The sequence below is a fragment of the Streptomyces sp. NPDC036815 genome (assembly GCF_055609205.1).
Map to the genome: position 1 here is coordinate 20,025 of NZ_JBVJPW010000021.1, position 25,857 is coordinate 45,881.

Genomic DNA, 25,857 nt, shown 5'->3' on the forward strand with positions numbered 1-25,857 from the left:
CAACTGTTCGCCAGTAGCTGTCAGCGGACCCCCCGTACCGGCGTTATGGACACCGGCCCGGCGACGGGGACGGCGCGGAGAGCCACGCCGTGTAGCTCTCGCTGCGCGCCGCCGCCTCGGCGTGCGCGGCGCGGGTCTGCGCGAAGACGGCGGCCGCCGTGTCGTGGGCCGGGGCCGCCGGATGCCAGCCGAGCAGATGCCGCCAGTACAGCGGCGCCCCCGCCAGCGGCCTGGTCACCAGGCCCGGCGTCGGCGGGAACGTCGCCCGGCACAGCCCCACCGCCCGCCCCACCTGCACCAGATGGACGCACGACGCGACATCCGTCTCGTACACGCGCGACGGCGTGAACCCCGCCCGCGCGCACGCCGCGGAGAAGCAGTCCGCGAAACAGCCGTCGCCCGGCACGTCCGTCCACGCCGCGTCCGCGAGCAGCGCCAGTTCGATCTCCTGCCGGCCCGCGAGCGGGTGGTCGGTGGGCAGCATCACGAAGACGGGGTCGCGGGCCACCTCGCGCCAGACCAGGAGCTGGTCCTCGGGCGGCGCGCTCGCCCCGCACGTGCCCACCAGGGCGAAGTCCAGGCGTCCCGCCGCCGTACGGGCCGCGATCTCCCGCTCGGACCAGGAGGTGTGGGTCGTCACGGGTACCCCCGGGTACGCGGCGGCGAGCCGGTCCACCAGGGCACCGAGCAGCGGCCCGTGGATGCCGCCGAGCCGGAACCCCGCGCCGCCCTCCCAGGCCCGCGCGAACCGCTGCGCCTCTTCCCGGAGCCCGGTGACCGCGGGCAGCACGACCCGGGCGCGGGCCAGCACGAACTCACCCAGCGGGGTGGCCCGCACGCCGTGCCTGCCCCGCTCGAAGAGCTCGCCGCCCAGGGTGCGCTCGATTCTCTTCAGCTGCGCGCTCAGCGCGGGCTGGGCGAGCCCCAGCGCGGTGGCGGCCTTGGTCAGGCTGCCCGCGTCGGCGATCGCCCGGATCGTCTTCAGGTGCCGCAACTCCAGGTCCATGAAGTGAGCTTGGTGCGCCCCCGTGGCCGGGGCAAGACTCAGGTACAGACCAGAACTGATCATTGCGGCCCCGCCGGGCCGCCGTCAGCCGCAGGCGACCCGCAGCAGCACCACCGACCTCCCCGCCACCGTCAGTTCCTCCCCCGCCCGGTGCACGGTCCCGGGCGGCACGTCCTGCTCCTCCACCGAGGTGTCCACGACGACCTCGTACGCATCGGCCCACGGCGGCCCCGGCAGCACGAACGCCGTCGGCTCCGCCGCCGCGTGCAGGACCGCGAGGAAGCTGTCGTCGACGACCGGCGCGCCCCGGGCGTCGCGGCCGGGTATGTCGCGCCCCGACAGATACATGCCGAGCGTCGCCGTCGGCGCGTACCAGTCGGCCTCCGTCATCTCCGCGCCGCCCGCCGTGAACCACGCCAGGTCCCGCAGCCCGTCCGCGGAGTGCGCGCGCCCGGAGAAGAACGCCCGCCTGCGCAGCACCGGATGGCGGTGCCGCAGCTCGATGAGCCGGGCGGTGAGCGCGTACAGCTCCCGCCACCCCGGCTCGTCCCTGAGCCCCCAGTCGACCCAGCTGATCTCGTTGTCCTGGCAGTACGCGTTGTTGGAGCCGCGCTGCGTACGGCCCATCTCGTCGCCCGCGACCAGCATCGGCACGCCGGTGGAGAGCAGCAGCGTCGTCATCAGGTTGCGCAGCTGCCTGCGCCGCAGCGCGGTGACGTGCCCGTCGTCCGTCTCGCCCTCGGCGCCGCAGTTCCAGGACCGGTTGTCGTCGGAGCCGTCCCGGTTGCCCTCCCCGTTGGCCTCGTTGTGCTTGCGCTCGTAACTGACCAGGTCCCGCAGGGTGAAACCGTCGTGCGCCGTCACGAAGTTCACCGACGCGTACGGCCTGCGCCCGCCCCACGCGTACAGGTCGCTCGACCCCGAGAGCCGGTACCCCAGATCCCGTACGTCCGGCAGCGCGCCCCGCCAGAAGTCCCGCACCGCGCCCCGGTACCGGTCGTTCCACTCCGTCCACAGCGGCGGGAAGGCCCCCACCTGATAGCCCCCCGAGCCCACGTCCCACGGCTCGGCGATCAGTTTCACGCGCCGCAGGACGGGGTCCTGCGCGATCACCGCGAGGAACGGCGAGAGCATGTCGACGTCGTGGAAGGAGCGCGCGAGCGCCGCCGCCAGATCGAAGCGGAAGCCGTCCACGCCCATCTCCGAGACCCAGTACCGCAGGGAGTCCGTGATGAGGCGCAGCACGTGTGGCTGGACGACCTGCAAGGTGTTCCCGCAGCCCGTGTAGTCCGTGTACCGGCGCGCCTCACCCTGCCGCAGCCGGTAGTAGCCGCGGTTGTCGATGCCCTTCAGGGACAGCATCGGACCGAGCTCCCCGGCCTCCGCCGTGTGGTTGTAGACCACGTCGAGGATGACCTCGATGCCGGCCTCGTGCAGCGCCCGCACCATCCGCTTGAACTCGCCGACCTGCTCGCCCGTGGTGCCCGACGCCGAGTACGCCGCGTGCGGGGCGAAGTAGCCGATCGAGTTGTAGCCCCAGTAGTTGCGCAGGCCGCGGCGGAGCAGATGGTCCTCGTGCGCGAACTGGTGCACCGGCAGCAGCTCCACCGCCGTCACCCCGAGGCGGACGAGATGGTCGAGCGCGGCCGGGTGCGCCAACCCCGCGTACGTGCCGCGCAGTTCCTCCGGGATCCCCGGATGGAGCTTGGTGAAGCCGCGCACGTGCAGTTCGTAGATGACCGAGTCCGCCCACGGCGTCTTGGGCCGCCGGTCGTCCGTCCACTCGTCGTCCGGCGCGTCGTCGTGCACGACCACGCCCTTGGGCACGTACGGCGCCGAGTCCCGCTCGTCGCGGACCGTGTCCGCCACGTGCTGCTGGGGCCAGTCGCGCACGTGCCCGTACACCTCGGCGGGCAGCCGTCCGTAGTCGTTGCCCGGGCCGCCGTCCACCGCGCGGGCGTAGGGATCGAGGAGCAGCTTCGCCGGGTTCCAGCGGGCGCCGGTCCAGGGGTCCCAGCGGCCGTGCACGCGGTAGCCGTACCGCTGCCCGGGGCGCACGCCCGGCACGAAGCCGTGCCAGATCCCGTGCGTCAGCTCGGTCAGCCGGCAGCGCGTCTCGACGGCCCTGACCCCGTCGGCGTCGAACAGACAGAGCTCCACCGCCTCCGCGCCGCCCGCCCACAGCGCGAAGTTGGTGCCCGCGACCCCGTCGGGCCCCACCCGGAAGCGGGCGCCGAGCGGTGTCGGCGCCCCCGGCCAGACCGGTCGCGTCGGCGCGGCGCGGGGCGGGGCGCCCCGCCTGTTCCTGCTGCCGTTCACGGTGGGGGCGGGCCGCTCGGTCGTGCCGCGCCCCATCGCCCGTGCTTCCTGCACTGCCCCTGGTTCGGGTGCGCTCGACACCTGCTCGCCTCCCGCGGCTCCGTCGGCCGACGCGCGAAGAAGGGCGTGCGGCGTCCCGGCCGCGGCTCCCCATGCGTCGTCCTCCCCACTAGTTCTGCCCACCGTGCGCGTCGCACTCACGTTTCCCCGGCAGGGGGACGGTCGTTGGGACCCACGTGAGACAGGTTGCGAGGCGCGCACGGCGCGCAGGGGCCGCGCTGGCCGCGGCGGTGACATGGGCGGGCCTGCTCGCCGGGGCGTCCGGCTGCTCCGCCGACAGGCTCGACGGAATCATGGGGAAACCGCGCTCGCCCGCGGACGCGATCCGGGTGACGCCCGACGACGACAGTAAGGGGATCAAGGCGGACGAACGCATCGAGGTCACGGTCCCCGGCGGCCGCCTGGAGTCGGTGAAGGTCGTCCGGACGCAGGACGCGCAGGAGTTCGACGTGCCGGGCCGCATCGACGAGGACGGCACCACCTGGCGGCCCCTCGACGACGGGCCGCTGGCCCTCGCCGCCTCGTACAAGGTCGACGCCGTCGCCCTGGACGGCCACGGCCGCCGCACGGCCCGGCACACCACCTTCCGTACGTACGTCCCCGACGAGCGCTTCACCGGGTACGTGACGCCGGAGAACCGCTCCACGGTCGGCACCGGGATGATCGTCTCCCTGGAGTTCAACCGGGAGGTCGAGAACCGCGAGGCGGTGCAGCGCGCCATCCGCGTCACCGCGCACCCGGCGGTCGACATCCGCCCGCACTGGTTCGGCAAGAGCCGCGTCGACTTCCGCCCCGAGAAGTACTGGAAGCCCGGCACCAAGGTCACCGTCGGCCTGCGGCTGCGCGACGTGCAGGCCGCCCCCGGGGTGTACGGGCTGCAGGACAAGAGCTTCACGTTCACGGTCGGGCGCAGCCAGACCTCCCTGGTCGACGCCGCGGAGCACACCATGGAAGTGCGCCGCGACGGCGAGGTCCTCTCCACCGTCCCGATCACCGCGGGTGCTCCGAAGACCACCACGTACAACGGGAAGATGGTGGTGACGGAGATGCTGGAGGTGACGCGCATGAACAGCCGCACCGTCGGCTTCGGCGGCGAGTACGACATCCCCGACGTGCCGCACGCGATGCGCCTGACGACCTCCGGCACCTTCCTGCACGGCAACTACTGGTCACCGGACGCCCCCGGCAACACCAATGTCAGCCATGGCTGCGTCGGTCTGCGCGATGTGAAGGGCGGCAGCTCGAAGACGCCCGCGGGCTGGTTCTTCGACCGGAGCCTCATCGGGGACGTCGTCGAAGTGGTCAACAGCAATGACAAGAAAGTCGCTCCTGACAACGGTCTCGGTGGCTGGAACATGGAGTGGAAGGACTGGGTGCGGAACGGCTGATCCCCCGGGTGATCGTGAGGTGATCCCCGGGTGACCGGCCGGGGACCACCAAGTGATCTTGATCCGCCCGCACCCCCACGGCAGTTGGAACGGAACGGTGACATTGGCGGGGAGTCATCGCCCGGAACCGTGTGGTTATCTAACGCTTGCGCGTGTCCGAAACGCGCAGGTGCACTGGGGTGCGGGCCTGGATCAGGCCGTGCGAGGGGAGACAACATCTTGAACGGGCGACCGATATCGGGGGCGTCGGTTGGTACGCGGAGTCGCGTGCGGCGGCGGGGAGCCAGAGGACTGACGGCGGTGGCGTCGGGGGCGGCGCTCCTGTTCGTCGCGGCATGCGGCGGGGGCGACTCGGACTCCGGCGGTGACGGCAAGGGCGAGGCGGGCAAGAACGCCCCCTCCGCGGCCGTCGTGACGATAGCCCCCAAGGACGGCGCGGACTCCGTGGCCACCGACGGCGCCCTGAGGATAGGTGCCACCAAGGGCAAGCTCTCCGAGGTCGAGGTCAAGGACAGCAAGGGCAATCCGGTGCCGGGCAGGATCGCTGCGGACGGCGCCAGCTGGAAGCCCGCGCACCACCTCGCGGCCGCCACGAAGTACAAGGTCCACGCGGTGGCGAAGGACTCCGACGGCCGCGCCTCGGCCAAGGACACCGCCTTCACGACGCTGACTCCGAAGAACACCTTCATCGGCCAGTTCACCCCGGAGGACGGCTCGAAGGTCGGCGTCGGGATGCCGTTCTCGGTGAACTTCACCCGGGGCATCACCGACCCGAAGGCCGTCGAGAAGGCCATCGAGATCAAGACCGAGCCTTCGGTGCCGGTCGAGGGTCACTGGTTCGGCAACGACCGCCTGGACTTCCGCCCGGAGAAGTACTGGAAGGCCGGCACGAAGGTCACAGTGAAGCTCAACCTCGACGGTGTCGAGGGCCGTCCGGGCGTCTACGGCAAGCAGGTCAAGACCCTGAACTTCACGATCGGCCGCAGCCAGGTCTCCACTGTGGACGCCAAGACGCACCAGATGAAGGTCGTCCGCGACGGCAAGCAGATCAAGAAGATCCCGATCACCGCGGGCGCCCCCGGCACCACCACGTACAACGGCGAGATGGTCATCAGCGAGAAGCTGCAGGTGACCCGGATGAACGGCGAGACCGTCGGCTTCGGCGGCGAGTACGACATCAAGGACGTCCCGCACGCGATGCGGCTGTCCACCTCCGGCACGTTCATCCACGGCAACTACTGGTCGGGCGGCGCCTTCGGCAACACCAACGCCAGCCACGGCTGCATAGGCCTGAGCGACGTGCGCGGCGGCTACAGCAAGAAGACGCCCGCCGGCTGGTTCTTCGAGAACTCGATGATCGGCGACCTGGTCGTCGTGAAGAACTCCGCCGACAAGAAGATCCAGCCGGAGAACGGCTACAACGGCTGGAACATGCCGTGGGAGGAGTGGAAGGCGTAAGCGCCTGGCTTCGCACTCCCACACCTCCGTACCCGGGACCCGGCGCACTGTGACCAAGTGCACCGGGTCCCGGTGCGTTAGCCCCCGTTAACCTGCTGCCATGACTGCAACTCTCGAAGTCGCCGAAGGCGTCGGCACGATCCGGCTCGACCGCCCCCCGATGAACGCCCTGGACATCGCCACCCAGGACCGCCTCAAGGAGCTCGCCGAAGAGGCGGCGCGGCGCGACGACGTACGCGCCGTGGTGATCCATGGCGGCGAGAAGGTGTTCGCGGCGGGTGCGGACATCAAGGAGATGCAGGCCATGGACCACGCGGCCATGGTCGTGCGCTCCGGCGCCCTGCAGGAGTCGTTCACGGCCGTGGCCCGCATCCCCAAGCCCGTCGTCGCCGCCGTCAACGGCTATGCGCTGGGCGGCGGTTGCGAGCTCGCGCTCTGCGCCGACTTCCGCATCGCCGCGGACAACGCCAAGCTCGGCCAGCCGGAGATCCTGCTCGGCGTCATCCCCGGCGCGGGCGGCACCCAGCGCCTGGCCCGCCTCGTCGGCCCGTCCAAGGCCAAGGACCTCATCTTCACCGGCCGCCACGTCAAGGCGGAGGAGGCGCTCACCATCGGCCTGGTGGACCGCGTCGTGCCCGCCGCCGAGGTGTACGAGCAGGCGCACGCGTGGGCCGCGCGGCTCGCGCAGGGCCCGGCCATCGCGCTGCGCGCCGCGAAGGAGGCCATCGACGCGGGCCTGGAGACCGACATCGACACGGGCCTCGCCATCGAACGCACGTGGTTCGCAGGACTGTTCGCGACCGAGGACCGTCGGCGGGGTATGCAGAGCTTCGTCGAGGAGGGTCCCGGCAAGGCCAAGTTCGTCTGAACTCGTCATCGAGGGCGCCCAGTTGAACGTGTGTCAGTGGGTGCGTCCCTCGAAGGAGCGGATTATGGACGCCTTAACAGAACCTTAAGTCCGGCAGGCCGGGGCGGTGTGTGATCACGCGAAAGCGGGTGGTCACCGCAGGTCATCGCCGCACCCGGCGCTCTGGACTGCCAGTGGCATATGTCAAACCGGCCCCCCGGAATGGATGGTTCCGGGGGGCTTATTCCGCCGGAACGGCCCCGGAGGGCGCCCCGGGCGGCCATGATGGTGGCATGGCGGGGCTGGAGGGTCATGAACGGCCGCGGCGGCAGGGCAGTGCGACCGCGGCACGCTGGTCGCCGGCGGTAGAGGACGAACACGCGCTCAAGGCGCTCGAGTTGTTCGGCAATCCGACGGACGCGGAAGTTCCGCTGCCGTCGCGCCCGGAGTCCGCCGCCATCGCGCGCCGCCTCGCCCAGGTCGTCGTCCTGCGCCACTGGGGCCTCTCCCCGAAACTCACCGAGGACGTCGTCCTCCTCGTCTCCGAGCTCGTCGGGAACGCCGTCCGGCACACCGGCGCCCGCGTCTTCGGCCTGCGCATGCAGCGGCGGCGGGGCTGGATCCGCGTGGAGGTCCGCGATCCCTCGCGCGGGCTGCCCTGCCTGATGCCCGTCCGCGAGATGGACCTGAGCGGCCGCGGCCTGTTCCTCGTCGACAAGCTCTCCGACCGGTGGGGCGTGGATCTGCTGCCGCGCGGCAAGACGACGTGGTTCGAGATGCGGGTCGCCGACCGCTGAGGCCGACCACCGGGGCCGACCGCCGAGAGGGTGCCGGTACGCGAAAGCCCCCGGCGGCCGTGGTCGGCGCGAGGGGGCCTTCGTGAAGGGCCGTGGAGGTATGGGGTGTGATCCACAGCCGCTGATGACGACCTGAGCCCGGGTCAATGGGGGTCGTGTCCCCGACTATGGCAGACGGCTGTCGACGATCCAAAAGCCCATATGTGTACATCACGGGCAAAACGCGACAGTTTAGAGGTGAATCCTTGGTGAGATGGGACACCTGCCTGGTAAACGCCGGTTAAGCGGAGGCTGTGAGGGGTGATACCGAAGGCTTGCCCACGCCGGAGGGTGACCCGGGACTCCGACCCGTAACGGCCCCGAAGCGGGCAATCAGCATTTTTTACATTCTTTTCCCATTAAATGGGCGGGTGAACGAGACCGACCGCCGCAGAGCCCTGCGCGCGGGCGTCGGCCTTCTCGCCGCGGGCGCGCTCACCACCGGGTGCGCCGCGACCGGCCCCGCCCCCGCCCGCCCACCCGCGTCCAGGTCCCCCGGCCCGCCGGGCGAGGCCCCCCGCCCCGCCCTGGCCGCCGCCCCCGCCCCGCGCCGCTTCCCCGGCCACCCCGCCCAGATCGACCACGGCCCCCGCACCCGCCCGCAGGTCGCCCTCACCTTCCACGGCCAGGGCGACCCGGCCATCGCGACATCGCTGCTCACCGAGGCGGAGAAGGCGGGCGCCAGGATCACCGTCCTCGCCGTCGGCAGCTGGCTCGACGCCCACCCCGGCCTGGCGCGCCGCATCCTCGACGGCGGCCACGACCTGGGCAACCACACCCACCACCACCGGGACATCAACGCCATGTCCGAAGCCGAGGCCACCGCCGAGATCACCGGCTGCGCGGACCGCCTGCGCCGCCTCACCGGCTCCATCGGCACCTGGTTCCGCCCCTCGCGCACCCGGACGGCGACGCCCCTCGTCGCACGCCTCGCCCGCCGGGCGGGCTACCCGCACGTCCTCTCGTACGACGTCGACTCCCTCGACTTCACCTCGCCGGGCGCCCCGGCCGTCACGCGCAAGATCGCCGCCGAGATCCGCCCCGGGTCCGTGGTGAGCCTCCACTTCGGGTACGCGGACACGGTCGCCGCGCTCCCCGCCGTCCTGAAAGAACTGGAACGCCGCGGCCTGCGCGCGGTCACGACCACGGAGCTGCTGACCTGATGTCCCTGAACCCGGAACCCACCCCGCGCCCCACCGCCGCCCCCGGCCTCGGCCCGGGCCCGCGCCCCGCCCGGCGGGGGGCTTCGCGGCCCGGCCCCGCCAGGCGCACCGCCGCCGTCCTCGCCGCCGGAGCCGCGCTCGCCGTCCTCGCGGGCTGCGGGACCGACCACCGCGCCGACGAGGCGCTCGGCACCGAAGGCGTGCGCAAGCCCGCCAAGCCGAAGACGGCACCCGGCCTGCCCGGCATGCCGCCCGTCCTCGACCCCGAGGACGCGTACGCCGCCGACCGGCCGAACGCCCTCCAGCCCGTGGCGAAGAAGTTCCTGAACCGCATCTACGTGCCCAACACCAACTCCAACACGGTGTCGGTCATCGACCCCGACAAGTACGAGGTCGTCAAGACCATCAAGGTCGGCAACCAGCCCCAGCACGTCGTCCCCTCCTGGGACATGAAGACGCTCTGGGTCAACAACGACCTCGGCGACAGCCTCACCGCCATCGACCCCGTCACCGGCAAGAGCGGCCGCACCGTCGAGGTCTCCGACCCGTACAACCTCTACTTCACGCCGAACGGCAAGCACGCCATCGTGATGGCCTCTATGGACCGCGAGCTCGTCTTCCGCGACCCGAAGACCATGAACCGCGTCAAGACCGTCCCGGTGACCTGCGCGGGCGTCAACCACGCCGATTTCTCCATGGACGGCCGCTACTTCATCGTGTCCTGCGAGTTCTCCGGCGAACTCCTCAAGGTCGACACGGAGAAGATGGAGGTCGTCGGCCAGCAGAAGATCCCCTTCAAGGGCGCCATGCCGCAGGACGTGAAGATGTCGCCGGACGGCAAGACGTTCTACATCGCCGACATGATGGCGCACGGCATGTGGATCCTCGACGGAAAGAAGTTCACGAAGCCGAAGCTGCTGCCCACCGGCAAGGGCTGCCACGGCCTCTACGTCAGCCGTGACTCCAAGGAGATGTACATCTCCAACCGCGGCGAGGGCACCATCTCCGTCTTCGACTTCCCCAAGAACAAGCTCACCAAGAAGTGGAAGCTCCCGCAGGGCGGCAGCCCCGACATGGGCGGCGTCTCCTCGGACGGCAACACCCTCTGGCTGTCCGGGCGTTACGACTCCGAGGTGTACGCCATCGACACCCGCACCGGCGTCCAGCTGGCCCGCATCCCGGTGGGCAGCGGACCGCACGGCCTCGCGGTCTACCCCCAGCCGGGCCGCTACTCGCTCGGGCACACGGGCATCTTCCGTTGAACCATTGACGGTTGACGGTTGGCCGCACCTGACAACGGGCACCAAACGGGCAGTTCAGGAACCTGCCTTCTCCCCCCACCCTGGAGGCGCCCGTGATCCGTGGCATCGACGTCAGCTCGCACCAGTCGACCTTCGACACGGACGGCCTCTCCTTCGTCATCATCAAGGCGACGGAGGGCCGTTCGTACGTCAACCCGAAACTGTCCGCCCAGACGAAGCGCGCCCGTGACGGCGGCTGCGTGGCCGGCTTCTACCACTTCCTGTGGCCGGGGAACATCACGGCCCAGGCCGCGTACTTCGTCGGCAAGGCACCCGAGAAGGCGGGGGATCTGCTGGCGGTGGACTGGGAGTGGACCGGGGACCGCACGCGGGCGACCAACGGGGAGAAGGACCGCTTCATCCGGGAGGTGAAGCGGCTGCGCCCCCACCACCGCGTACTGCTGTACTGCAACCGCGATTTCTGGCTCAACCACGACACCACCTCGTACGCGGGCGACGGGCTGTGGATCGCCGACTACGTGAGCGCGGGCAAGCCGCGCATCCAGGCGGAGTGGACGATCCATCAGCACGCGTCGTCGCCGCTGGACAAGAACGTGGCCGCCTTCGCCAGCGAGGACGAGCTGCGGGAGTGGGCGGCGCCCTAGCGGGGCGAGGTGGCCGGGCCGGGGTGGTGGCCGGGCAGGGGTGGCGGCCGAGGGCGGGTGTCAGGCGCGGAATTCGGCCGTGCGCTCCGGTGACGCCGTCGCCAGGGCCTCGCGGATCTCCTCGATGGCGCCCCTGTTGCCGTAGACGGGGGTGCCGGGCTGCTGGCGCCACGACTCGTCCTGGCCGCCGTTGTCCACGGTGTCGAAGCCGAGCTGGTCGATGAGGTCCCGGACGACCTTCTTGGCCACCTCGTCGTCGCCGGACACCGGCAGGGTCAGACGGCCGGGGTCTCCCTGGGGGCGCGGCGCGTCGAGAATGTCCTGGGCGTAGGTGCCGTTGAAGGCCTTGATGACGGGGTGGCCGATCTGCCGCTCCGTCCAGCGGCTCTCGGTGAGGCCTTCCTCGATCTCGGCGATCCTGCCGTCGCGCTGCTGCGGGTAGTAGTTGCCGGTGTCGATGACCGCGACGCCCTCGGCGGCGCCGTCGAGGAAGCCCGAGGGCAGGTCGGGGACGGCCTTGAGCGGGACCGCCACGACGACGACCTCCGCGTCCCTGGCGGCTTCCTCGACGGGTACGGGCGTGGCCCCGGTCTCCTCGGCGAGCGCCGTCAGGGTGTGCGGGCCGCGGGAGTTGGCGACCGCCACGTCGTGGCCGAGCGCGGTGAGCCGACGGGTGAGGTTGCCGCCGATGTTGCCCGCTCCGATGATGCCGATCTTCATGATGACTGTCCTTCCGGAGATCCCCAGTGGTATCGGAGGCAACCTCCGGATCGCGCGGAGTATTCCGTCCAACCTGTCCAGGTGCCGGGTCTTCCGTCCGGGAGCTGGGCCCGAAAAGGATCTCGGCATAATGGCGGCCACGAGCCCCACGAGCCCCACAAGCCCCACAGCGCCTGTGCCGCCACCCAGTTCGGAGTCCCCGGCAGTGCTTTTCGACGTCACCCGCGGCGGACTCGCCGCCCTCTTCGGCGAGGACCGGCTCGCGACGCTACCCGCCACCGCGTTCCCGTCCGGCGCCGCGGACACCGAGGGCGCCCGCCTGCTCCGGTCCGTCGGCACCCCGACCGGAACGCTCCTTCTGCGCGAGCCCGACGAGGACGACGGCAGGCTGCCCCTCGTCCGGGAGGTCGTCCACATGGAGGACTTCGACAACGTCGAGGGCTTCGAGGAGGCCGCGGCAGGTGCGGGGCAATGGCCCGTCATCGGCTGGCTGCTCAACGCCCACCTCGCCCTCGACCCCGCTTCCGGCAAGGTGCTCGCCGTCGACCCCGACGAGGAGACGGTGCGGGAACTCCACACCGACGTCTCCTCCCTCATCCAGGTCACCCTCCGGTTCCAGCGCCTGCTGGAGGAGTTCACCTTCAGCGGCGTGGAGGACGGCGTGGAGGACGGCGAAGTGGACGGCGAAGTGGGCGACGAGGAGGCCGACTTCGAGCGCCTCGACCGCGAGGTCGAACGCATCCGCCAGGAGACGAGCGCCGTCGACCCGCTCCCCTTCCAGGACGACGAGACCGTGTGGTCGGTCGTGGGCGAGGAGATCGCCGCGGGCCAGCGGTTCACGGCCGCTGCCCCGGGCGGCCGCTCGCTCCCCGGGTGACCGGCGGGCGACCCCGCCCACGCACCGGGCGGAGCCCCACCCCACGTAACCTCGCTCCCGTGCCAGCCTCCCGCATGCATCGCGTCGCCGTTCTCGTCCTCGAAGGGGCGAAGCCGCTCGACGTCGGCATTCCCGCGCAGGTGTTCACGACCCGCGCGAGCATGCCGTACGAGGTACGGGTGTGCGGGGCGGCGCCCGGCCTCGTGACCGGTGGCGACGGTCTGTCGTACGCCGTCGCCCACGGCCTCGACGCGCTCGCGTGGGCCGACGTCGTCTTCGTCCCCGGCTACCGGCAACCGGACCGCGACGATCCGCCGCGAGCCGTCGTCGACGCGCTGGTCGGCGCCCACGAGCGGGGCGCGCGGCTCGCCGCCATCTCCACGGGGGCCTTCGCGCTCGCCGCCACGGGACTGCTTGACGGCAGGCGCGCCACGACGCACTGGCACTACACGCGGGCGCTCGCGGCCAGGCATCCGCTCGTCCGGGTCGACGAGAACGTGCTGTTCGTCGACGAGGGCAGCGTGCTCACCTCGGCCGGCGCTGCCTCCGGCATCGACCTGTGCCTGCACATCCTGCGCGGCGACCTGGGGGTGGCCGCCTCGAACCACGCCGCCCGCCGCCTGGTCGCCGCCCCCTACCGCAGCGGCGGCCAGGCCCAGTACGTGCCGCGCAGCGTCCCCGAGCCGCTCGGCGAGCGCTTCGGCGCCACCCGCGAGTGGGCCCTGCACCGGCTCGGCGAGCCGCTCACCCTCGACGTGCTGGCGCGGCGGGCCGGGGTCTCGCCGCGCACGTTCTCCCGGCGCTTCGTCGAGGAGACCGGCTACACGCCGATGCAGTGGGTGATGCGCGCCCGCATCGACCTGGCCCGCGAACTCCTGGAGCGTTCGCAGCGCGGCGTCGAACAGATCGCCGCCGAGGTCGGGCTCGGCACCGGTGCCAACCTGCGCCTGCACTTCCAGCGCATCCTGGGCACCACCCCGAGCGAGTACCGGCGCACCTTCACGCGCGGCGAGTAGCGGCCACGGGAGCGGGCGCCGGAATCCTTGTGAACCGCGTGGCGGGACCCCCGTGAACCGCGTGGCGGGATCCTTTTGAACCATGGCGATCGCGCCACTGTCAGCGGCGTGCGCCGCGAGCGAGCCTGGGGGTGACCGGAAGGGACACCACTCATGACTCGTATCGCCATCAACGGATTCGGCCGCATCGGGCGCAACGTGCTGCGCGCGCTCCTGGAGCGCGAAAGCTCCCTCGACATCGTCGCCGTCAACGACCTCACCGAGCCCGCCGCGCTCGCCCGGCTGCTCGCCTACGACAGCACCTCCGGCCGCCTCGGGCGTCCGGTCTCCGTCGACGGCGACGTCCTCGTCGTCGACGGACACCGGATCAAGGTGCTCGCCGAGCGGGAACCGGCGCGGCTGCCGTGGGCCGAACTCGGCGTCGACGTCGTCCTTGAGGCCACCGGCCGCTTCACCTCGGCCGAGGCCGCCCGCGCCCACCTCGACGCGGGCGCGCGCAAGGTGCTCGTCAGCGCGCCGTCGGACGGCGCCGACGTCACCCTCGCGTTCGGGGTCAACACCGACGCCTACGACCCCGACCTGCACACGATCGTCTCCAACGCCTCCTGCACCACCAACGCGCTCGCCCCGCTGGCCAAGGTGCTCGACGAACTCGCGGGCATCGAGCACGCGTTCATGACGACGGTGCACGCGTACACACAGGAGCAGAACCTGCAGGACGGCCCGCACCGCGACCCCCGGCGCGCCCGGGCGGCCGGCGTCAACATCGTTCCGACCACGACCGGCGCCGCCAAGGCCATCGGCCTGGTGCTGCCGAACCTGGACGGCAAGCTGTCGGGCGACTCGATCCGCGTGCCGGTGCCGGTGGGCTCGATCGTCGAGCTCAACACGACCGTCGCCCGCGACGTGACGCGCGAGGAGGTGCTCGCCGCCTACCGCGCGGCGGCCGAGGGCCCGCTCGCCGGTGTCCTCGAATACTCGGACGACCCGCTCGTGTCGTCCGACATCACGGGCAACCCCGCCTCGTCGATCTTCGACTCGGCTCTCACCCGCGTCGACGGCCGCCACGTGAAGGTCGTCGCCTGGTACGACAACGAGTGGGGCTTCTCGAACCGCGTGATCGACACGCTGGAGCTCCTGGTCGGCGCGTGAGCGCTCCGCGTCACAGCCGCACCACGATCTTTCCCACGTGCTCGTTGGACTCCATCAGCCGGTGCGCGTCCCTGACGCTCTCCAGCCCCTCGAAGACCTCGCCGACCACGGGGCGGAAGGTGCCGTCCCGCAGTCCGGACGCGATGAACGCGTTGATGCGGCGCAGGCCCTCCGGGGTCGACGACAGGTGCGAGTTGGCGTAACCGTGCACTGTCATGGGCCAGTTGAGCGGTACGGCCATGGGGCGGTGGTCCAGGGAACCGTAGACGACCACCGTCCCCGCGGTCGTCGCGGCCCGGGCGAGCTCCGCGAGACCGGGGCCGCCCACCGCGTCGAAGACCAGCTCGGCTCCCTTGTCGCCGGTGAAGTGCCGGACCTCCTTCACGACGTCGTCCGTGTCCGAGGCGATGACCAGGGCCGCGCCGTTGTCGAGGAGTTGCCGCCGCTTCTCGCCGGTGCGGGTGACCGCGATCGGGACCGCGCCGATCCGCGCCGCGGTCTGCAGCGCGGCGACGCCCACCCCGCTGGACGCAGCGGTGATCACCACGTGGTCGCCGGGCCGGAGCCCGCCGGTCTCCAGCATGCCGCCGTATGCCGTGGAGTACGTCAGCCACGTCGCCGCCCCCGTCACCGCGTCGAGCCCGGCGGGGCGCGCGACGACGGCGGTGGCGGGCAGGACGACGCGGTCCGCGTAGACGCCCTGGGCGCTCATCTCGATGCCGGGGCCGGTCAGTACGGCGTCGCCGGGGGAGTGGGCGCTCACGCCGGGGCCGACCGCCTCGACGGTGCCAGCGGCCTCGTAGCCGAGCCGGGAGCCGGGCAGGGCGGGTGGGTAGTAGTACGCGCCCGCACGGAACAGGGCCTCGGCGCGGTTGAGGCCCAACGCCTCGACACGGACCAGGACTTCGCCGGGCCCGGGGGCGGGCAGCGGGACCTCTTCGACGCGCAGGACGTCGGGGCCGCCGGTCTCGTCGAAGAGGACGGTGCGTGCGGTGTTCGGGGGTGCGGTGTTCGTGACCGCGGTGTTCACGGGTGCGGTTTTCAGGGGTGCGGCGTTGGGAGTTGGGGTGTTCGGAGCTGGGGTGTTCGGAGCTGCGGTGTTCGGAGCTGCGGTGTTCGTCGTCATGGCTACGACGCTAGGCGGGCTTCCGGGGGTCGCCCATGCCCGTTGATCCCGCATCGATGTCCGTTCGTCTCGCGTCGTCCCGCGGGCCGGGCGCACCCCGGTCCGCGCAGGTGACGGCGGGTTACGGTGCCGTCATGGACGTACTCAGCGATGCCGTCGCCGCCATGCGCGTGGGGCGGCCCCACTCTTCCCTGACGCGGCGGCAGGCGCCGTGGGGGGTGCGGTTCACCGGGGCGGGCGGCGCAGGGTTCCACGCCGTGCTCGAAGGGCACGCCTGGTTGGTCCTGGCCGAGGGCGAGGGTGGCGGGGACGCGGAGCCGGTGCGGTTGGGGCCCGGTGACATCGCCTTCCTCACCCACCGGGGCGCGTACGAGTTGGTGAGCGAGCCGGGCGCCGCGGTGCGGGAGGTCACGCTGCGGGCCGACGGCTCCGGGCTCGTACCCGTGCCGAACGCGTCGACCTTGCCGAACGCGCCGTCCGCGCCGTCCGCGCCATCCGCGCCGTCCGCTCAGCCCGGGCCGGGGGCGGCGGACACCGGCGCGCCGTCCACCGTGATGATCTGCGGCGCGTACCTCCTCGACGAGAACCGTCCGCACCCGCTGCTCACCGAACTGCCCGGCCTGATCCACCTGACGGCCGCCGACGGGGAGGCCGACCCGCTGCGCGCGGTGCTCGGCCTGCTCGTCGCCGAGCTGAACGACCCGCAGCCCGGCACCGACACCATCGTCACCTCGTTCCTCGACACGCTGCTCCTGCTGATCCTGCGCACCTGGTGGCTGGGGGTGCGCGGCAGCGCGGGCGATCACTCCGGCTGGGCGGCCGCACTCGCCCACCCGGCGGTCGCGGCCGCGCTCCGCGCCATCCACAGCGACCCCGCGCACCCCTGGACGGTGAGTGAACTCGGCGCGCTCGGCAGCCTGTCACGGGCGCCTTTCGCGCGCCGGTTCACGGCGACCGTGGGGACGCCGCCGCTCGCGTATCTCACGTGGTGGCGGATGACGACGGCGGCGGGGCGGCTGCGCGAGCCGGACGGCGTTCCGCTGCGCGCGGTGGCCGAACGGGCCGGTTACACCTCGGAGTTCGCCTTCGCCAAGGCGTTCAAGCGCGAGTTCGGTATGGCACCGGGCCAGTACCGGAAGCTGCGCGCGGCGGGGTGAGGGGGAGTTGCCCCTCCGGTGGCTGCGGGGGTGTATGGGGGCGTACGGGCAGGGGTAGGGGTAGGGCAGGGGCGTCGGCAAGGGCATACGGGGCCGGGGCGACGCGGTACGGGCTCAGGCCTGCTTCTGCAACAGGCGCAGTGTCGCCTGGAGTTCGGCCTGCGCCACCCGCGCCGCCCCCTCCGCGTCCTTCGCCTCGACGGCGCGTACCAGTTCGGCGTGGGCGGTGTCGCCGTGGTCGGCTTCCTCGGTGCGTACGTCGATGAGTTCGAGCAGGTCGATCAGGCCCTGCCGGAGGGCGGGCATGAACTCGGAGAACAGGTCGGTGAGCACGGGGTTGCGAGCCGCGGCCACGACGGCGGCGTGCAGCGCGATGTCGGCGTCCACGAACGCCGCGTCGTCCTCGGCGGCCGCCGCCCTGCGGCCTGCCAGTGCGGCGCGCATCGCCTCGATGTCCTCGTCGGTGCGGCGCAGCGCCGCGAGGCGGGCGGCCTGCACCTCGACGAGCATCCGCACCTCGTACACGTCGGTGACAGCGGCCCGCCGCAGCCGGGCCGGCCAGTCCGCGACCGGTTCCGTGGCGACGACGAAGACACCGGCGCCTTGCCGCGACCGCACGAGCCCGGCACCGGCGAGCGCGCGCAGAGCCTCGCGCACAGTGGAACGCCCCACGCCGAGTTCCTTCGCGAGGGTCGTCTCACCGGGCAGTTTGGTGCCGACGGGCCACTGGCCGCCGGTGATCTGCTCGCGCAGCCGGGCGGCGGCCTGTTCGACGAGGGGGCTGGGGCGGACGGAGCCTAGGGGTGGCATCGGGGGGCCTTTCGCCTGGGAAGTACTTGTCTGGTAGGCACTTGTCTGAGCGGTTTCTGAGCGGTACCTGTCTGGGCGGTACCCGTCTGAGGGGCAATTGTCGGAGGAGTAGTTGTCCGACGGGTACTTGTCCGTCGGGCGCTTGCCTGACGGGCACTTGTCTGAGGACTACTTGTCTGAGGACAAGACGTATCGCTAGTGTATCCGCATGATCTTCCGCGGTCTCCTCCTTCTCGGCTGCCGCGGCGGGGCCTGAAGCGACCGGCACCCCGCCGCGGGGTGCCGTGCTGCCGGTCTTCCGACCGAGCCCGCTCAGGAGCAGACCTCACCGTGCACGCACCCGCGAACACCCCCGCGAACACCCCCGCGAACACTCCCGCGTACGACTGGAATCCGCAGCGCCCCAGTCCCATGCCCCACCACCGCTACCGCCCCTACCAGCACCGCGTCGACGTCGGCGTCCCCGCCCCGGAGCGGAGCTGGCCGAACGCGCGGATCGAGCGCGCGCCCCTGTGGGTGCCCGTCGACCTGCGCGACGGTAATCAGGCGCTCGCCGAGCCCATGGACACCGAACGCAAGCGGCGCTTCTTCGATCTGCTGGTGTCGATGGGGTTCAAGGAGATCGAGGTCGGCTACCCGTCGGCCAGCAGGACCGACTTCGACTTCGTACGCCACCTCGCCGGGCGTGCCGCGAGGGGTGAGCTGCCCGACGACGTGACCGTCGTCGTGTTCACGCCCGCCAGGCCCGAACTGATCGACCGCACCTTCGCGTCCATCGAAGGACTGCCGCGCGCCGTCGTGCACCTCTACATCCCGACCTCGCCCGTCTGGCGCGACACCGTCCTCGGCCGGTCGCGGGCCGAGGTGTACGGCGTCGTCCAGGAGGCCGCCGCGCACATGGCGCGGCTCGCCGACGAGCGGCCGCACGCCGACATCCGGTTCCAGTTCGCGCCGGAGACGTTCAACCTCACCGAGCCCGACTACGTCCTGGAGGTCTGCGACGGCCTCACCGAGCTGTGGGACGCGAGCCCCGACCGCCCCGTCACGCACAACCTGCCGGCGACCGTCGAGATCGCCACCCCGAACGTGTACGCCGACCAGATCGAGTACATGCACCGCAACCTCGCCCGCCGCGACTCCGTCATCCTCTCCGTCCACCCCCACAACGACCGCGGCACCGGCGTCGCCTGCGCCGAGCTGGCCGTCCTCGCGGGCGCCCAGCGCGTCGAGGGCTGCCTGTTCGGCAACGGCGAACGGACGGGCAACGTCGACCTGGTGACCCTTGCCCTCAACCTGTTCGCCCAAGGCGTCGACCCCATGGTCGACTTCTCCGACATCGACGCCGTGCGTGAGGTCGTCGAGCACTGCAACCGGCTGCCCGTGCACCCCCGCCACCCCTACGCGGGCGACCTCGTGCACACCGCGTTCTCCGGCACGCACCAGGACGCCATCAGCAAGGGCCTCGCCCACCACGCCCGCCGCGCCGCCGAGTTGGGCGTCTCGGAGCGCGAGGCGCCCTGGGACGTGCCGTACCTGCCGGTCGATCCGGCCGACATCGGCCGCAGCTACGAGGCCGTCATCCGCGTCAACTCCCAGTCGGGCAAGGGCGGCACGGCGTACCTGCTGCGGACCCGGCACGGCCTCGACCTGCCGCGGGCCATGCGCCCCGACTTCTCCCGCGTGGTGCAGGAGGCCACCGACGACAGCGGCCGGGAGGCGACGGCGGAGGAGCTGTACGAGCTGTTCCGCGCGACGTACGTCATGCCCGGGTGCGGCGGCGACGTGGCGCTGCGCTCCTGGACCACCGACCGGGCCCCGGACGGCGCGCACCGCTTCGTCTGCACGCTCCAAGTGGGGGACAGGGCAGGGGACTTCGAGGGCGCGGGCAACGGCCCGCTGTCCGCCTTCGTCGACGCGCTCGCCGCCGCCGGGATCACCGTCAACGTCCTCGACTACGCCGAGCACGCGGTGACGGCGGGCGGTGGCAGCGAGGCCGTCGCGTACGTGCGGTGCCGGGTCGGGGACGTCGAATGCTGGGGCGCGGGCCTGGACACCTCCGTCCTGACCGCCTCCGTACAGGCGGTGCTCGCCGCCGTGAACCGGGCGGGGGCCACCGCATGAACCGGGCCGGAGCCACCGCCGCGAACCGATCCGGAGCCGCCCGATGACCTGCGCACCACGTGACCCCGACCCCGACCCCCACCCCGCCCCCACACCCGCAGCCCCCGTCCTGCACGCCGACCGCGTCACCGTCGTCCGGGCCGGGCGCCCCCTCCTCGAAGACGTCACCTTCACCGTCCGCCCCGGCGAGCACTGGGCGCTGCTCGGCGCGAACGGCGCGGGCAAGTCGACCCTGCTCAGCCTCTGCGGCGCCGTCACCCACCCCACGCACGGCACCGTCGAGGTGCTCGGCCGTCGCCTCGGCAGCGTCGACCTGCGCGAACTGCGGGCCCACGTCGGCCATGTGAACCCGCGCCATCCGCTGCGTTCGCCGCTGCCCGTCCGCGAGGTCGTCCTCACCGGGCTCACCAACAGCGTCGAGCAGGTGCCGCGCAGGCGCCCCACTCCCGAACAGGAGGCGCGGGCCGACCGGCTGATCACCCTCCTTGGCCTCGCGCACCGGGCGGACGCGCGCTGGCCCACGCTGTCCCAGGGCGAGCGGGGCCGCACCCTGATCGCGCGCTCCCTGATGCCGAGCCCCCGCCTGGTCCTGCTCGACGAGCCGGCCACCGGCCTCGACCTCGCCGGGCGCGAGAGCCTCCTCGACAGCCTGGACACCCTGCGCGAGGCCCACCCGGAGCTCGCCACCGTCCTGGTCACGCACCACCTGGAGGAGCTGCCCACCGGCACCACGCACGCGCTGCTCCTGCGCGACGGACGCGCGCTCGCCTCCGGAGCCGTCGCGGACGTCCTCACCGGCGACCAGGTCGGCACGTGCTTCGACCACCCCGTACGTCTGGAGCGCAGGGACGGCCGCTGGAGCGTCCGCACCCGCCGCTGACCCGGCGCGAGCAGACGACAGACAGAGGGAAGAGAGCAGAGGAAGGGGCCCGGAGCGTCACACGCTCCGGGCCCCTTCCTCGTCCGGCTCCACCGCCGGCTCGCCGACTACTTGTTCAGGCTCGCCCAGAACTCGTCGAAGGAGAGACGCTTGTCCGCGTCGGTGTCCTTCGTGCCGATCACGGCTTCGGCCACCGCCTCGGTCTGGTAGAAGTCGCCCATCCTGGCCATGGCGCTCTTCCACTCGGCCGCCGTGATGAAGCCGTCGCCGTCCGCGTCGAACTGCTCGAACGTCTTGCGCGCTTCCTCGATGTCCGCCACCGGATCCACCCCTTCTTGGTGCACTACTGACGGGGTTAGGGTAGCGGCCGCTCCGGCCCGCGGTGACAGGAGTACGCACCCGTGGCCAGCGCTTTGGTCCCGCTCGTGGCGGGCGGGGTGAGCTGCGCCACCGTGGCTTTTCGCGGGACGGCGGAGCGGGGCGGGCGCCGCGCGCGTCTCCCAGTGCGAGGCGAGGTCCGCCGCCTCGGTACGACCCGGGCGCCCCGGCCCGGACCGACCCTGGGAGCGCCCCGTTGAACCCCACCGACCCGCGCCGACGCGCCCGCCCCCGCACCCTCGTCCCCGCCCTGGCCACCCTCACCGCCGTCTCCCTCATCGCCGTCCCCCTCACCGGCTGCACCGCATCGGGCGGCCCCTCTCCGGACGCCGCCGAGCGCCCCGAACTCCAGCGGTTCTACGGGCAGAAGCTGGCCTGGAAGAAGTGCGGCGACCTGCGCTGCGCGCGCCTCACCGTCCCCATGGACTACGCCCACCCGGAGAACGGCAGGACTTTCGTGCTGCCCGTGGCGAAGGCGGCGACCGCCGATCCGGACGACCGCGTCGGCTCGCTCGTCTACAACCCCGGTGGCCCGGGCGCCTCCGGCGTGAGCGATCTGAAGTCGGACGGCGGCGAGGTGTTCAGCGGTGCTGTGCGCGCCCGCTTCGACATCGTCTCCTTCGACCCGCGGGGCGTGGGCGGCAGCGTCCCCGCGGTCACGTGCGCGGAGACCGAGGACGTGGAGGACGACGACGAAGGCCCCGAGCCGATAGCGCCCCGCACCGCCGCGGACCGGGCCCGCGCCCTGGCCGACGCCGACGACCAGGCCGCCGCCTGCGCGCGGGGCAGCCGCGGCGTCCTGCCCCACGTCGGCACCGAGGACGCGGCCCGCGACCTTGACGTCCTGCGGGCCGCCCTCGCCGACCGGAAGCTCACCTACCTCGGCTGGTCGTACGGCACGAGCCTCGGCACCGCGTACGCCGAACAGTTCCCGCACCGCGTCCGGGCGCTCGTCCTCGACGGCGCGGTCGACCCGTCCCTGGACTGGCGGCAGCGCGCGCTGAGCCAGGGCAGGGGGTTCCGCCGGGCGGTCGAGGAGTACGCGGAGTCCTGCGGCGACGTCGTGGGCGACGGCTGCCCCGGCTCGGACCCGGCTGAGATATCGACGCTGATCGAGGAGCTGTACGAGCGGGCGGCGCGCGAGCCGCTGCCGGTGAGCGACGAGGACGCGTACGACGTCGACGCGAGGACGCTGCTCGACGTCGTCACCGGCGCGATGTACAGCCCGGAGGACGACTGGGAGGAGCTGTCACAGGCGCTGGGCGCGGCGTACGACGGCGACGCGACGGAGCTGTCCCGCATGGCGGAGTCGGGGGACCAGGACACGGACGCCCACCGAGGGGCCCGCGCCCGCGCCGCCACCGAGAACGACGACGACGCGATCATCGCCGTCAGCTGCCTCGACGTGCCGCACCCGCACACCGCGGGCCCCTACTGGAAGGCCCTGGGCCCCGCCGAAAAGGCCGCGGGCCGATACGGCACGTCAAGCGTCATCGACGAGCTGACCTGCAAGAACTGGCCCACAGGCAGAAACAGCGACCGACGCCCGCACCGGGTCGCCGCACCCGGCGTGCCGCCGGTCCTGGTGGTCGGCACCACCGGCGACCCCGCCACCCCCTACGAGGAGGCGGAGAGCCTCGCCGGACAGTTCCCGGGCGGCATGCTCCTGACGTACGACGGCGTCGGCCACACCGCGTACGGCCGCAGCAACACCTGCGTCACACACGCCGTCGACCGCTACCTCATCGACCTGAAACCCGTCCGCCCGCGCAAGCGCTGTTAGTCCGTGCGCTCAGCACTCGATGATGTTCACCGCGAGCCCGCCCCGCGCGGTCTCCTTGTACTTGACGCTCATGTCGGCGCCCGTGTCCTTCATGGTCTTGATGACCTTGTCCAGGGAGACCTTGTGGGAGCCGTCGCCCCGCATCGCCATCTTCGCGGCGGTGACGGCCTTGACCGCCGCCATGCCGTTGCGCTCGATGCACGGGATCTGGACGAGGCCGCCGACCGGGTCGCAGGTCAGGCCGAGGTTGTGCTCCATGCCGATCTCGGCGGCGTTCTCCACTTTGGAGGGGGAGCCGCCCATGACCTCGGCGAGCGCGCCCGCCGCCATCGAGCAGGCGGAGCCGACCTCGCCCTGGCAGCCGACCTCGGCGCCGGAGATGGAGGCGTTCTCCTTGAAGAGCATGCCGATCGCGCCGGCCGCGAGGAGGAAGCGGACGACGCCGTCCTCGTCCGCGCCGGGCACGAAGTTCATGTAGTAGTGCAGGACGGCGGGGATGATGCCCGCGGCGCCGTTCGTCGGGGCGGTCACGACGCGGCCGCCCGCCGCGTTCTCCTCGTTCACGGCCATCGCGTAGAGGGTGATCCACTCCATGGCGCGGGCCTGCGGGTCGCCCTCGGCGCGCAGCTGGCGGGCGGAGTTCGCGGCGCGGCGGCGGACCTTCAGGCCGCCGGGCAGGATGCCCTCGCGGGACATGCCGCGCGAGACGCAGGCCTGCATGACGCGCCAGATGTCCAGGAGGCCCTCGCGGATCTCCTCCTCCGTGCGCCAGGCCTTCTCGTTCTCCAGCATGAGCGCGGAGATGGACAGGCCGGTCTCCTCCGTGAGGCGGAGCAGCTCGTCGCCGGTGCGGAAGGGGTGCTTGAGGACGGTGTCGTCCGGCACGATCGGGTTCTCGCCCGCCGCGCCCTCCTGCTGGAGCACGGTCTCGTCGACCACGAAGCCGCCGCCCACGGAGTAGTACGTCTTCTCCAGGACGAGGGCGCCCTCACGGTCGTACGCGAAGACCGTCATGCCGTTGGCGTGGTAGGGCAGGGCCTTGCGGCGGTGCAGGATCAGGTCCTCGTCGAAGTCGAAGTCGATCTCGTGCATGCCGAGCAGGTTGATGCGGCCGCTGCTCTTGATCTCCTCGACGCGGCCGTCGGCGCTCTCCACGTTCACCGTGCGGGGCGACTCGCCCTCCAGGCCGAGCAGGACGGCCTTAGGGGTGCCGTGCCCGTGGCCGGTCGCGCCGAGCGAGCCGTACAGCTCGGCCCGTATCGCCGCGGTGTGGGCCATCAGGCCCTCGTTCTTGAGGCGTCCGGCGAACATGCGGGCGGCGCGCATCGGACCGACCGTGTGGGAGCTGGACGGGCCGATGCCGATCGAGAACAGGTCGAAGACCGAGATGGCCACGGAAAACTCCAATGGTGGTTGGTAGACGCCGTTGTCTGCCGGGTGATGCAGAAGTACAAGGCGGTGCAGGAACTACGGGAGCGCGCGGCGCGGTACCCGGTACAGGGTGCGGGGCACCCTGCTCACTCTCCAGTGTGCAGGGTGCCCCGGCGTTTCGTACGTACGAACAAAAGCGTACGAAATTACTTCAGACCCGCGTACAGGGGGTGCTTGTCGGCCAGGGCCGTCACACGGGTCTTGAGCGCGGCCGCGTCGAAGCCCGGCTTGAGGGCCTCGGCGATGATGTCGGCGACCTCGCGGAAGTCCTCCTCGCCGAACCCGCGGGTCGCGAGCGCGGGCGTGCCGATCCGCAGGCCCGAGGTGACCATCGGGGGGCGCGGGTCGTTCGGGACCGCGTTGCGGTTGACCGTGATGCCGACCTCGTGGAGGCGGTCCTCGGCCTGCTGGCCGTCGAGCTCGGAGTCGCGCAGGTCCACCAGGACCAGGTGCACGTCCGTGCCGCCGGAGGCCACGCCGACACCGGCGGCCTTGGCGTCGTCCCGCACCAGGCGCTCGGCCAGGATGCGGGCGCCGTCCAGGGTGCGCTGCTGGCGCTCCTTGAACTCCTCGGACGCGGCGACCTTGAAGGAGACGGCCTTCGCGGCGATCACGTGCTCCAGGGGGCCGCCCTGGAAGCCGGGGAAGACCGCGGAGTTCAGCTTCTTCGCGAACTCCTTGTCGCGGGCCAGGATGATGCCGCCGCGCGGGCCGCCGAGCGTCTTGTGCGTGGTGGAGGTGACCACGTCCGCGTACGGCACCGGGTTCGGGTGCAGACCGGCGGCGACGAGCCCGGCGAAGTGCGCCATGTCGACCCACAGCTTCGCGCCGACCTCGTCGGCGATCCGGCGGAACTCGGCGAAGTCCAGCTGACGCGGGTAGGCGGACCAGCCCGCGATGATCACCTTGGGGCTGTTCTCCTTGGCCAGGCGCTCGACCTCGGCCATGTCGACCAGACCGGCCTCGTCCACGTGGTAGGCGACCACGTTGAACTGCTTGCCGGAGAAGTTCAGGCGCATGCCGTGGGTGAGGTGGCCGCCGTGCGCCAGGTCCAGGCCGAGGATCGTGTCTCCGGGCTGGGCGATCGCGAAGAGGGCGGCCTGGTTGGCGGAGGCGCCGGAGTGCGGCTGGACGTTCGCGTACTCGGCGCCGAACAGGTCCTTGACCCGGTCGATCGCGAGTCGCTCGGTCACGTCCACGTGCTCGCAGCCGCCGTAGTAGCGGCGGCCGGGGTAGCCCTCGGCGTACTTGTTGGTGAGGACGGTGCCCTGGGCCTCCATGACGGCGACCGGAGCGAAGTTCTCCGAGGCGATCATTTCCAGGGTGGACTGCTGGCGGTGGAGCTCGGCGTCGACGGCGGCGGCGACGTCCGGGTCGAGCTCGTGGAGGGGGGTGTTCAGAAGCGACATCACACGATCCCTAT

The 25,857-nt window shown here is 71.9% G+C and carries 22 protein-coding genes; 14 read left to right on the top strand and 8 right to left on the bottom strand.

Going from position 1 to position 25,857, the window contains the following annotated elements; translation table 11 throughout:
• Nucleotides 1–43: 43 nt before the first annotated feature.
• On the bottom strand, nucleotides 44–1,006 hold the full coding sequence (locus tag ACZ69I_RS31220) for a LysR family transcriptional regulator (RefSeq protein ID WP_470835935.1): 963 nt from the start codon (nucleotides 1,004–1,006) through the stop codon (nucleotides 44–46).
• Between the two features lie 84 nt (nucleotides 1,007–1,090).
• Nucleotides 1,091–3,406: a glycogen debranching protein GlgX gene (gene glgX / locus ACZ69I_RS31225; protein WP_470835936.1), complete on the bottom strand. Its 2,316-nt coding sequence runs from the start codon at nucleotides 3,404–3,406 to the stop codon at nucleotides 1,091–1,093.
• Between the two features lie 155 nt (nucleotides 3,407–3,561).
• Here glgX and ACZ69I_RS31230 point away from each other — a divergent pair, with 155 nt between their 5' ends.
• From ACZ69I_RS31230 to ACZ69I_RS31260, 7 genes are all read left to right on the top strand, one after another.
• On the top strand, nucleotides 3,562–4,773 hold the full coding sequence (locus ACZ69I_RS31230) for a L,D-transpeptidase (protein ID WP_470835937.1): 1,212 nt from the start codon (nucleotides 3,562–3,564) through the stop codon (nucleotides 4,771–4,773).
• Nucleotides 4,774–4,992: 219 nt separating this feature from the next.
• Nucleotides 4,993–6,231 carry a L,D-transpeptidase gene (locus ACZ69I_RS31235; RefSeq protein ID WP_470835939.1) on the top strand — a complete coding sequence of 413 codons (1,239 nt, stop codon included), beginning with the start codon at nucleotides 4,993–4,995 and terminating at the stop codon, nucleotides 6,229–6,231.
• 100 nt (nucleotides 6,232–6,331) lie between these two features.
• Entirely contained in the window at nucleotides 6,332–7,099 is a 768-nt protein-coding gene (locus ACZ69I_RS31240) for an enoyl-CoA hydratase/isomerase family protein (protein ID WP_470835940.1), read from the top strand.
• 167 nt (nucleotides 7,100–7,266) lie between these two features.
• A complete protein-coding gene (locus ACZ69I_RS31245) occupies nucleotides 7,267–7,875 on the top strand; it encodes an ATP-binding protein (RefSeq protein WP_467672037.1) in 609 nt (202 codons plus the stop codon).
• Between the two features lie 410 nt (nucleotides 7,876–8,285).
• Nucleotides 8,286–9,077: a polysaccharide deacetylase family protein gene (locus ACZ69I_RS31250; RefSeq protein ID WP_467671536.1), complete on the top strand. Its 792-nt coding sequence runs from the start codon at nucleotides 8,286–8,288 to the stop codon at nucleotides 9,075–9,077.
• Nucleotides 9,077–10,339, top strand: a complete 1,263-nt coding sequence (locus ACZ69I_RS31255) for a YVTN family beta-propeller repeat protein (RefSeq protein ID WP_470835942.1) — start codon at nucleotides 9,077–9,079, stop codon at nucleotides 10,337–10,339. The genes ACZ69I_RS31250 and ACZ69I_RS31255 overlap by 1 nt, the downstream gene beginning before the upstream one ends.
• A gap of 92 nt (nucleotides 10,340–10,431) precedes the next feature.
• The gene (locus ACZ69I_RS31260) at nucleotides 10,432–10,983 is read left to right on the top strand and encodes a glycoside hydrolase family 25 protein (protein WP_470835943.1); all 552 of its coding nucleotides are present in this window, start codon (nucleotides 10,432–10,434) and stop codon (nucleotides 10,981–10,983) included.
• Between the two features lie 60 nt (nucleotides 10,984–11,043).
• Here ACZ69I_RS31260 and ACZ69I_RS31265 read toward each other — a convergent pair whose 3' ends face one another.
• Nucleotides 11,044–11,703 (bottom strand): NADPH-dependent F420 reductase, encoded by a 660-nt coding sequence (locus ACZ69I_RS31265; RefSeq protein WP_470835945.1) that lies wholly within the window; start codon nucleotides 11,701–11,703, stop codon nucleotides 11,044–11,046.
• Nucleotides 11,704–11,908: 205 nt separating this feature from the next.
• On the opposite strand from ACZ69I_RS31265, the gene ACZ69I_RS31270 reads away from it, so the two are divergent.
• The 3 genes from ACZ69I_RS31270 (at nucleotide 11,909) to gap (ending at nucleotide 14,748) form a co-directional block, all read left to right on the top strand.
• On the top strand, nucleotides 11,909–12,580 hold the full coding sequence (locus tag ACZ69I_RS31270; protein ID WP_470835946.1) for an SUKH-4 family immunity protein: 672 nt from the start codon (nucleotides 11,909–11,911) through the stop codon (nucleotides 12,578–12,580).
• A 59-nt stretch (nucleotides 12,581–12,639) separates the two neighbouring features.
• Entirely contained in the window at nucleotides 12,640–13,596 is a 957-nt protein-coding gene (locus ACZ69I_RS31275) for a GlxA family transcriptional regulator (RefSeq protein WP_467671546.1), read from the top strand.
• A gap of 153 nt (nucleotides 13,597–13,749) precedes the next feature.
• Complete coding sequence (gene gap, locus ACZ69I_RS31280) at nucleotides 13,750–14,748, top strand: type I glyceraldehyde-3-phosphate dehydrogenase (RefSeq protein ID WP_470835947.1); 999 nt, start codon at nucleotides 13,750–13,752, stop codon at nucleotides 14,746–14,748.
• 10 nt (nucleotides 14,749–14,758) lie between these two features.
• On the opposite strand, the gene ACZ69I_RS31285 is transcribed toward gap, so the two are convergent.
• Nucleotides 14,759–15,874, bottom strand: a complete 1,116-nt coding sequence (locus ACZ69I_RS31285) for a zinc-dependent alcohol dehydrogenase family protein (protein WP_470835949.1) — start codon at nucleotides 15,872–15,874, stop codon at nucleotides 14,759–14,761.
• A gap of 134 nt (nucleotides 15,875–16,008) precedes the next feature.
• Here ACZ69I_RS31285 and ACZ69I_RS31290 point away from each other — a divergent pair, with 134 nt between their 5' ends.
• Nucleotides 16,009–17,031, top strand: a complete 1,023-nt coding sequence (locus tag ACZ69I_RS31290) for an AraC family transcriptional regulator (protein WP_470835951.1) — start codon at nucleotides 16,009–16,011, stop codon at nucleotides 17,029–17,031.
• Nucleotides 17,032–17,145: 114 nt separating this feature from the next.
• Here the strand turns inward: ACZ69I_RS31290 and ACZ69I_RS31295 are convergent, their stop codons facing one another.
• The gene (locus ACZ69I_RS31295; protein ID WP_470835953.1) at nucleotides 17,146–17,841 is read right to left on the bottom strand and encodes a FadR/GntR family transcriptional regulator; all 696 of its coding nucleotides are present in this window, start codon (nucleotides 17,839–17,841) and stop codon (nucleotides 17,146–17,148) included.
• 411 nt (nucleotides 17,842–18,252) lie between these two features.
• Between ACZ69I_RS31295 and leuA the strand changes: the two genes are divergently transcribed.
• Together leuA and ACZ69I_RS31305 are read left to right on the top strand one after the other, a co-directional pair.
• Entirely contained in the window at nucleotides 18,253–19,962 is a 1,710-nt protein-coding gene (gene leuA / locus ACZ69I_RS31300; protein ID WP_470836035.1) for a 2-isopropylmalate synthase, read from the top strand.
• A 43-nt stretch (nucleotides 19,963–20,005) separates the two neighbouring features.
• Nucleotides 20,006–20,842, top strand: a complete 837-nt coding sequence (locus tag ACZ69I_RS31305) for an ABC transporter ATP-binding protein (protein ID WP_470835955.1) — start codon at nucleotides 20,006–20,008, stop codon at nucleotides 20,840–20,842.
• Nucleotides 20,843–20,949: 107 nt separating this feature from the next.
• On the opposite strand, the gene ACZ69I_RS31310 is transcribed toward ACZ69I_RS31305, so the two are convergent.
• Nucleotides 20,950–21,162: an EF-hand domain-containing protein gene (locus tag ACZ69I_RS31310; RefSeq protein ID WP_150172461.1), complete on the bottom strand. Its 213-nt coding sequence runs from the start codon at nucleotides 21,160–21,162 to the stop codon at nucleotides 20,950–20,952.
• A 254-nt stretch (nucleotides 21,163–21,416) separates the two neighbouring features.
• Between ACZ69I_RS31310 and ACZ69I_RS31315 the strand changes: the two genes are divergently transcribed.
• Nucleotides 21,417–23,003 (top strand): alpha/beta hydrolase, encoded by a 1,587-nt coding sequence (locus tag ACZ69I_RS31315; RefSeq protein WP_470835957.1) that lies wholly within the window; start codon nucleotides 21,417–21,419, stop codon nucleotides 23,001–23,003.
• A gap of 9 nt (nucleotides 23,004–23,012) precedes the next feature.
• Here the strand turns inward: ACZ69I_RS31315 and ACZ69I_RS31320 are convergent, their stop codons facing one another.
• On the bottom strand, nucleotides 23,013–24,398 hold the full coding sequence (locus tag ACZ69I_RS31320; RefSeq protein WP_467671561.1) for an L-serine ammonia-lyase: 1,386 nt from the start codon (nucleotides 24,396–24,398) through the stop codon (nucleotides 23,013–23,015).
• A gap of 182 nt (nucleotides 24,399–24,580) precedes the next feature.
• Entirely contained in the window at nucleotides 24,581–25,843 is a 1,263-nt protein-coding gene (gene glyA, locus ACZ69I_RS31325; RefSeq protein ID WP_470835958.1) for a serine hydroxymethyltransferase, read from the bottom strand.
• Nucleotides 25,844–25,857 lie beyond the last annotated feature (14 nt).

Coding starts and splice junctions, on each gene's coding strand:
- ACZ69I_RS31290 (WP_470835951.1), top strand. CDS start 16,009: ATGGACGTACTCAGCGATGCCGTCGCCGCCATGCGCGTGGGGCGGCCC.
- leuA (WP_470836035.1), top strand. CDS start 18,253: ATGCCCCACCACCGCTACCGCCCCTACCAGCACCGCGTCGACGTCGGC.
- glyA (WP_470835958.1), bottom strand. CDS start 25,843: ATGTCGCTTCTGAACACCCCCCTCCACGAGCTCGACCCGGACGTCGCC.
- ACZ69I_RS31255 (WP_470835942.1), top strand. CDS start 9,077: ATGTCCCTGAACCCGGAACCCACCCCGCGCCCCACCGCCGCCCCCGGC.
- ACZ69I_RS31285 (WP_470835949.1), bottom strand. CDS start 15,874: ATGACGACGAACACCGCAGCTCCGAACACCGCAGCTCCGAACACCCCA.
- ACZ69I_RS31265 (WP_470835945.1), bottom strand. CDS start 11,703: ATGAAGATCGGCATCATCGGAGCGGGCAACATCGGCGGCAACCTCACC.
- gap (WP_470835947.1), top strand. CDS start 13,750: ATGACTCGTATCGCCATCAACGGATTCGGCCGCATCGGGCGCAACGTG.
- ACZ69I_RS31240 (WP_470835940.1), top strand. CDS start 6,332: ATGACTGCAACTCTCGAAGTCGCCGAAGGCGTCGGCACGATCCGGCTC.
- ACZ69I_RS31305 (WP_470835955.1), top strand. CDS start 20,006: ATGACCTGCGCACCACGTGACCCCGACCCCGACCCCCACCCCGCCCCC.
- ACZ69I_RS31220 (WP_470835935.1), bottom strand. CDS start 1,006: ATGGACCTGGAGTTGCGGCACCTGAAGACGATCCGGGCGATCGCCGAC.
- ACZ69I_RS31295 (WP_470835953.1), bottom strand. CDS start 17,841: ATGCCACCCCTAGGCTCCGTCCGCCCCAGCCCCCTCGTCGAACAGGCC.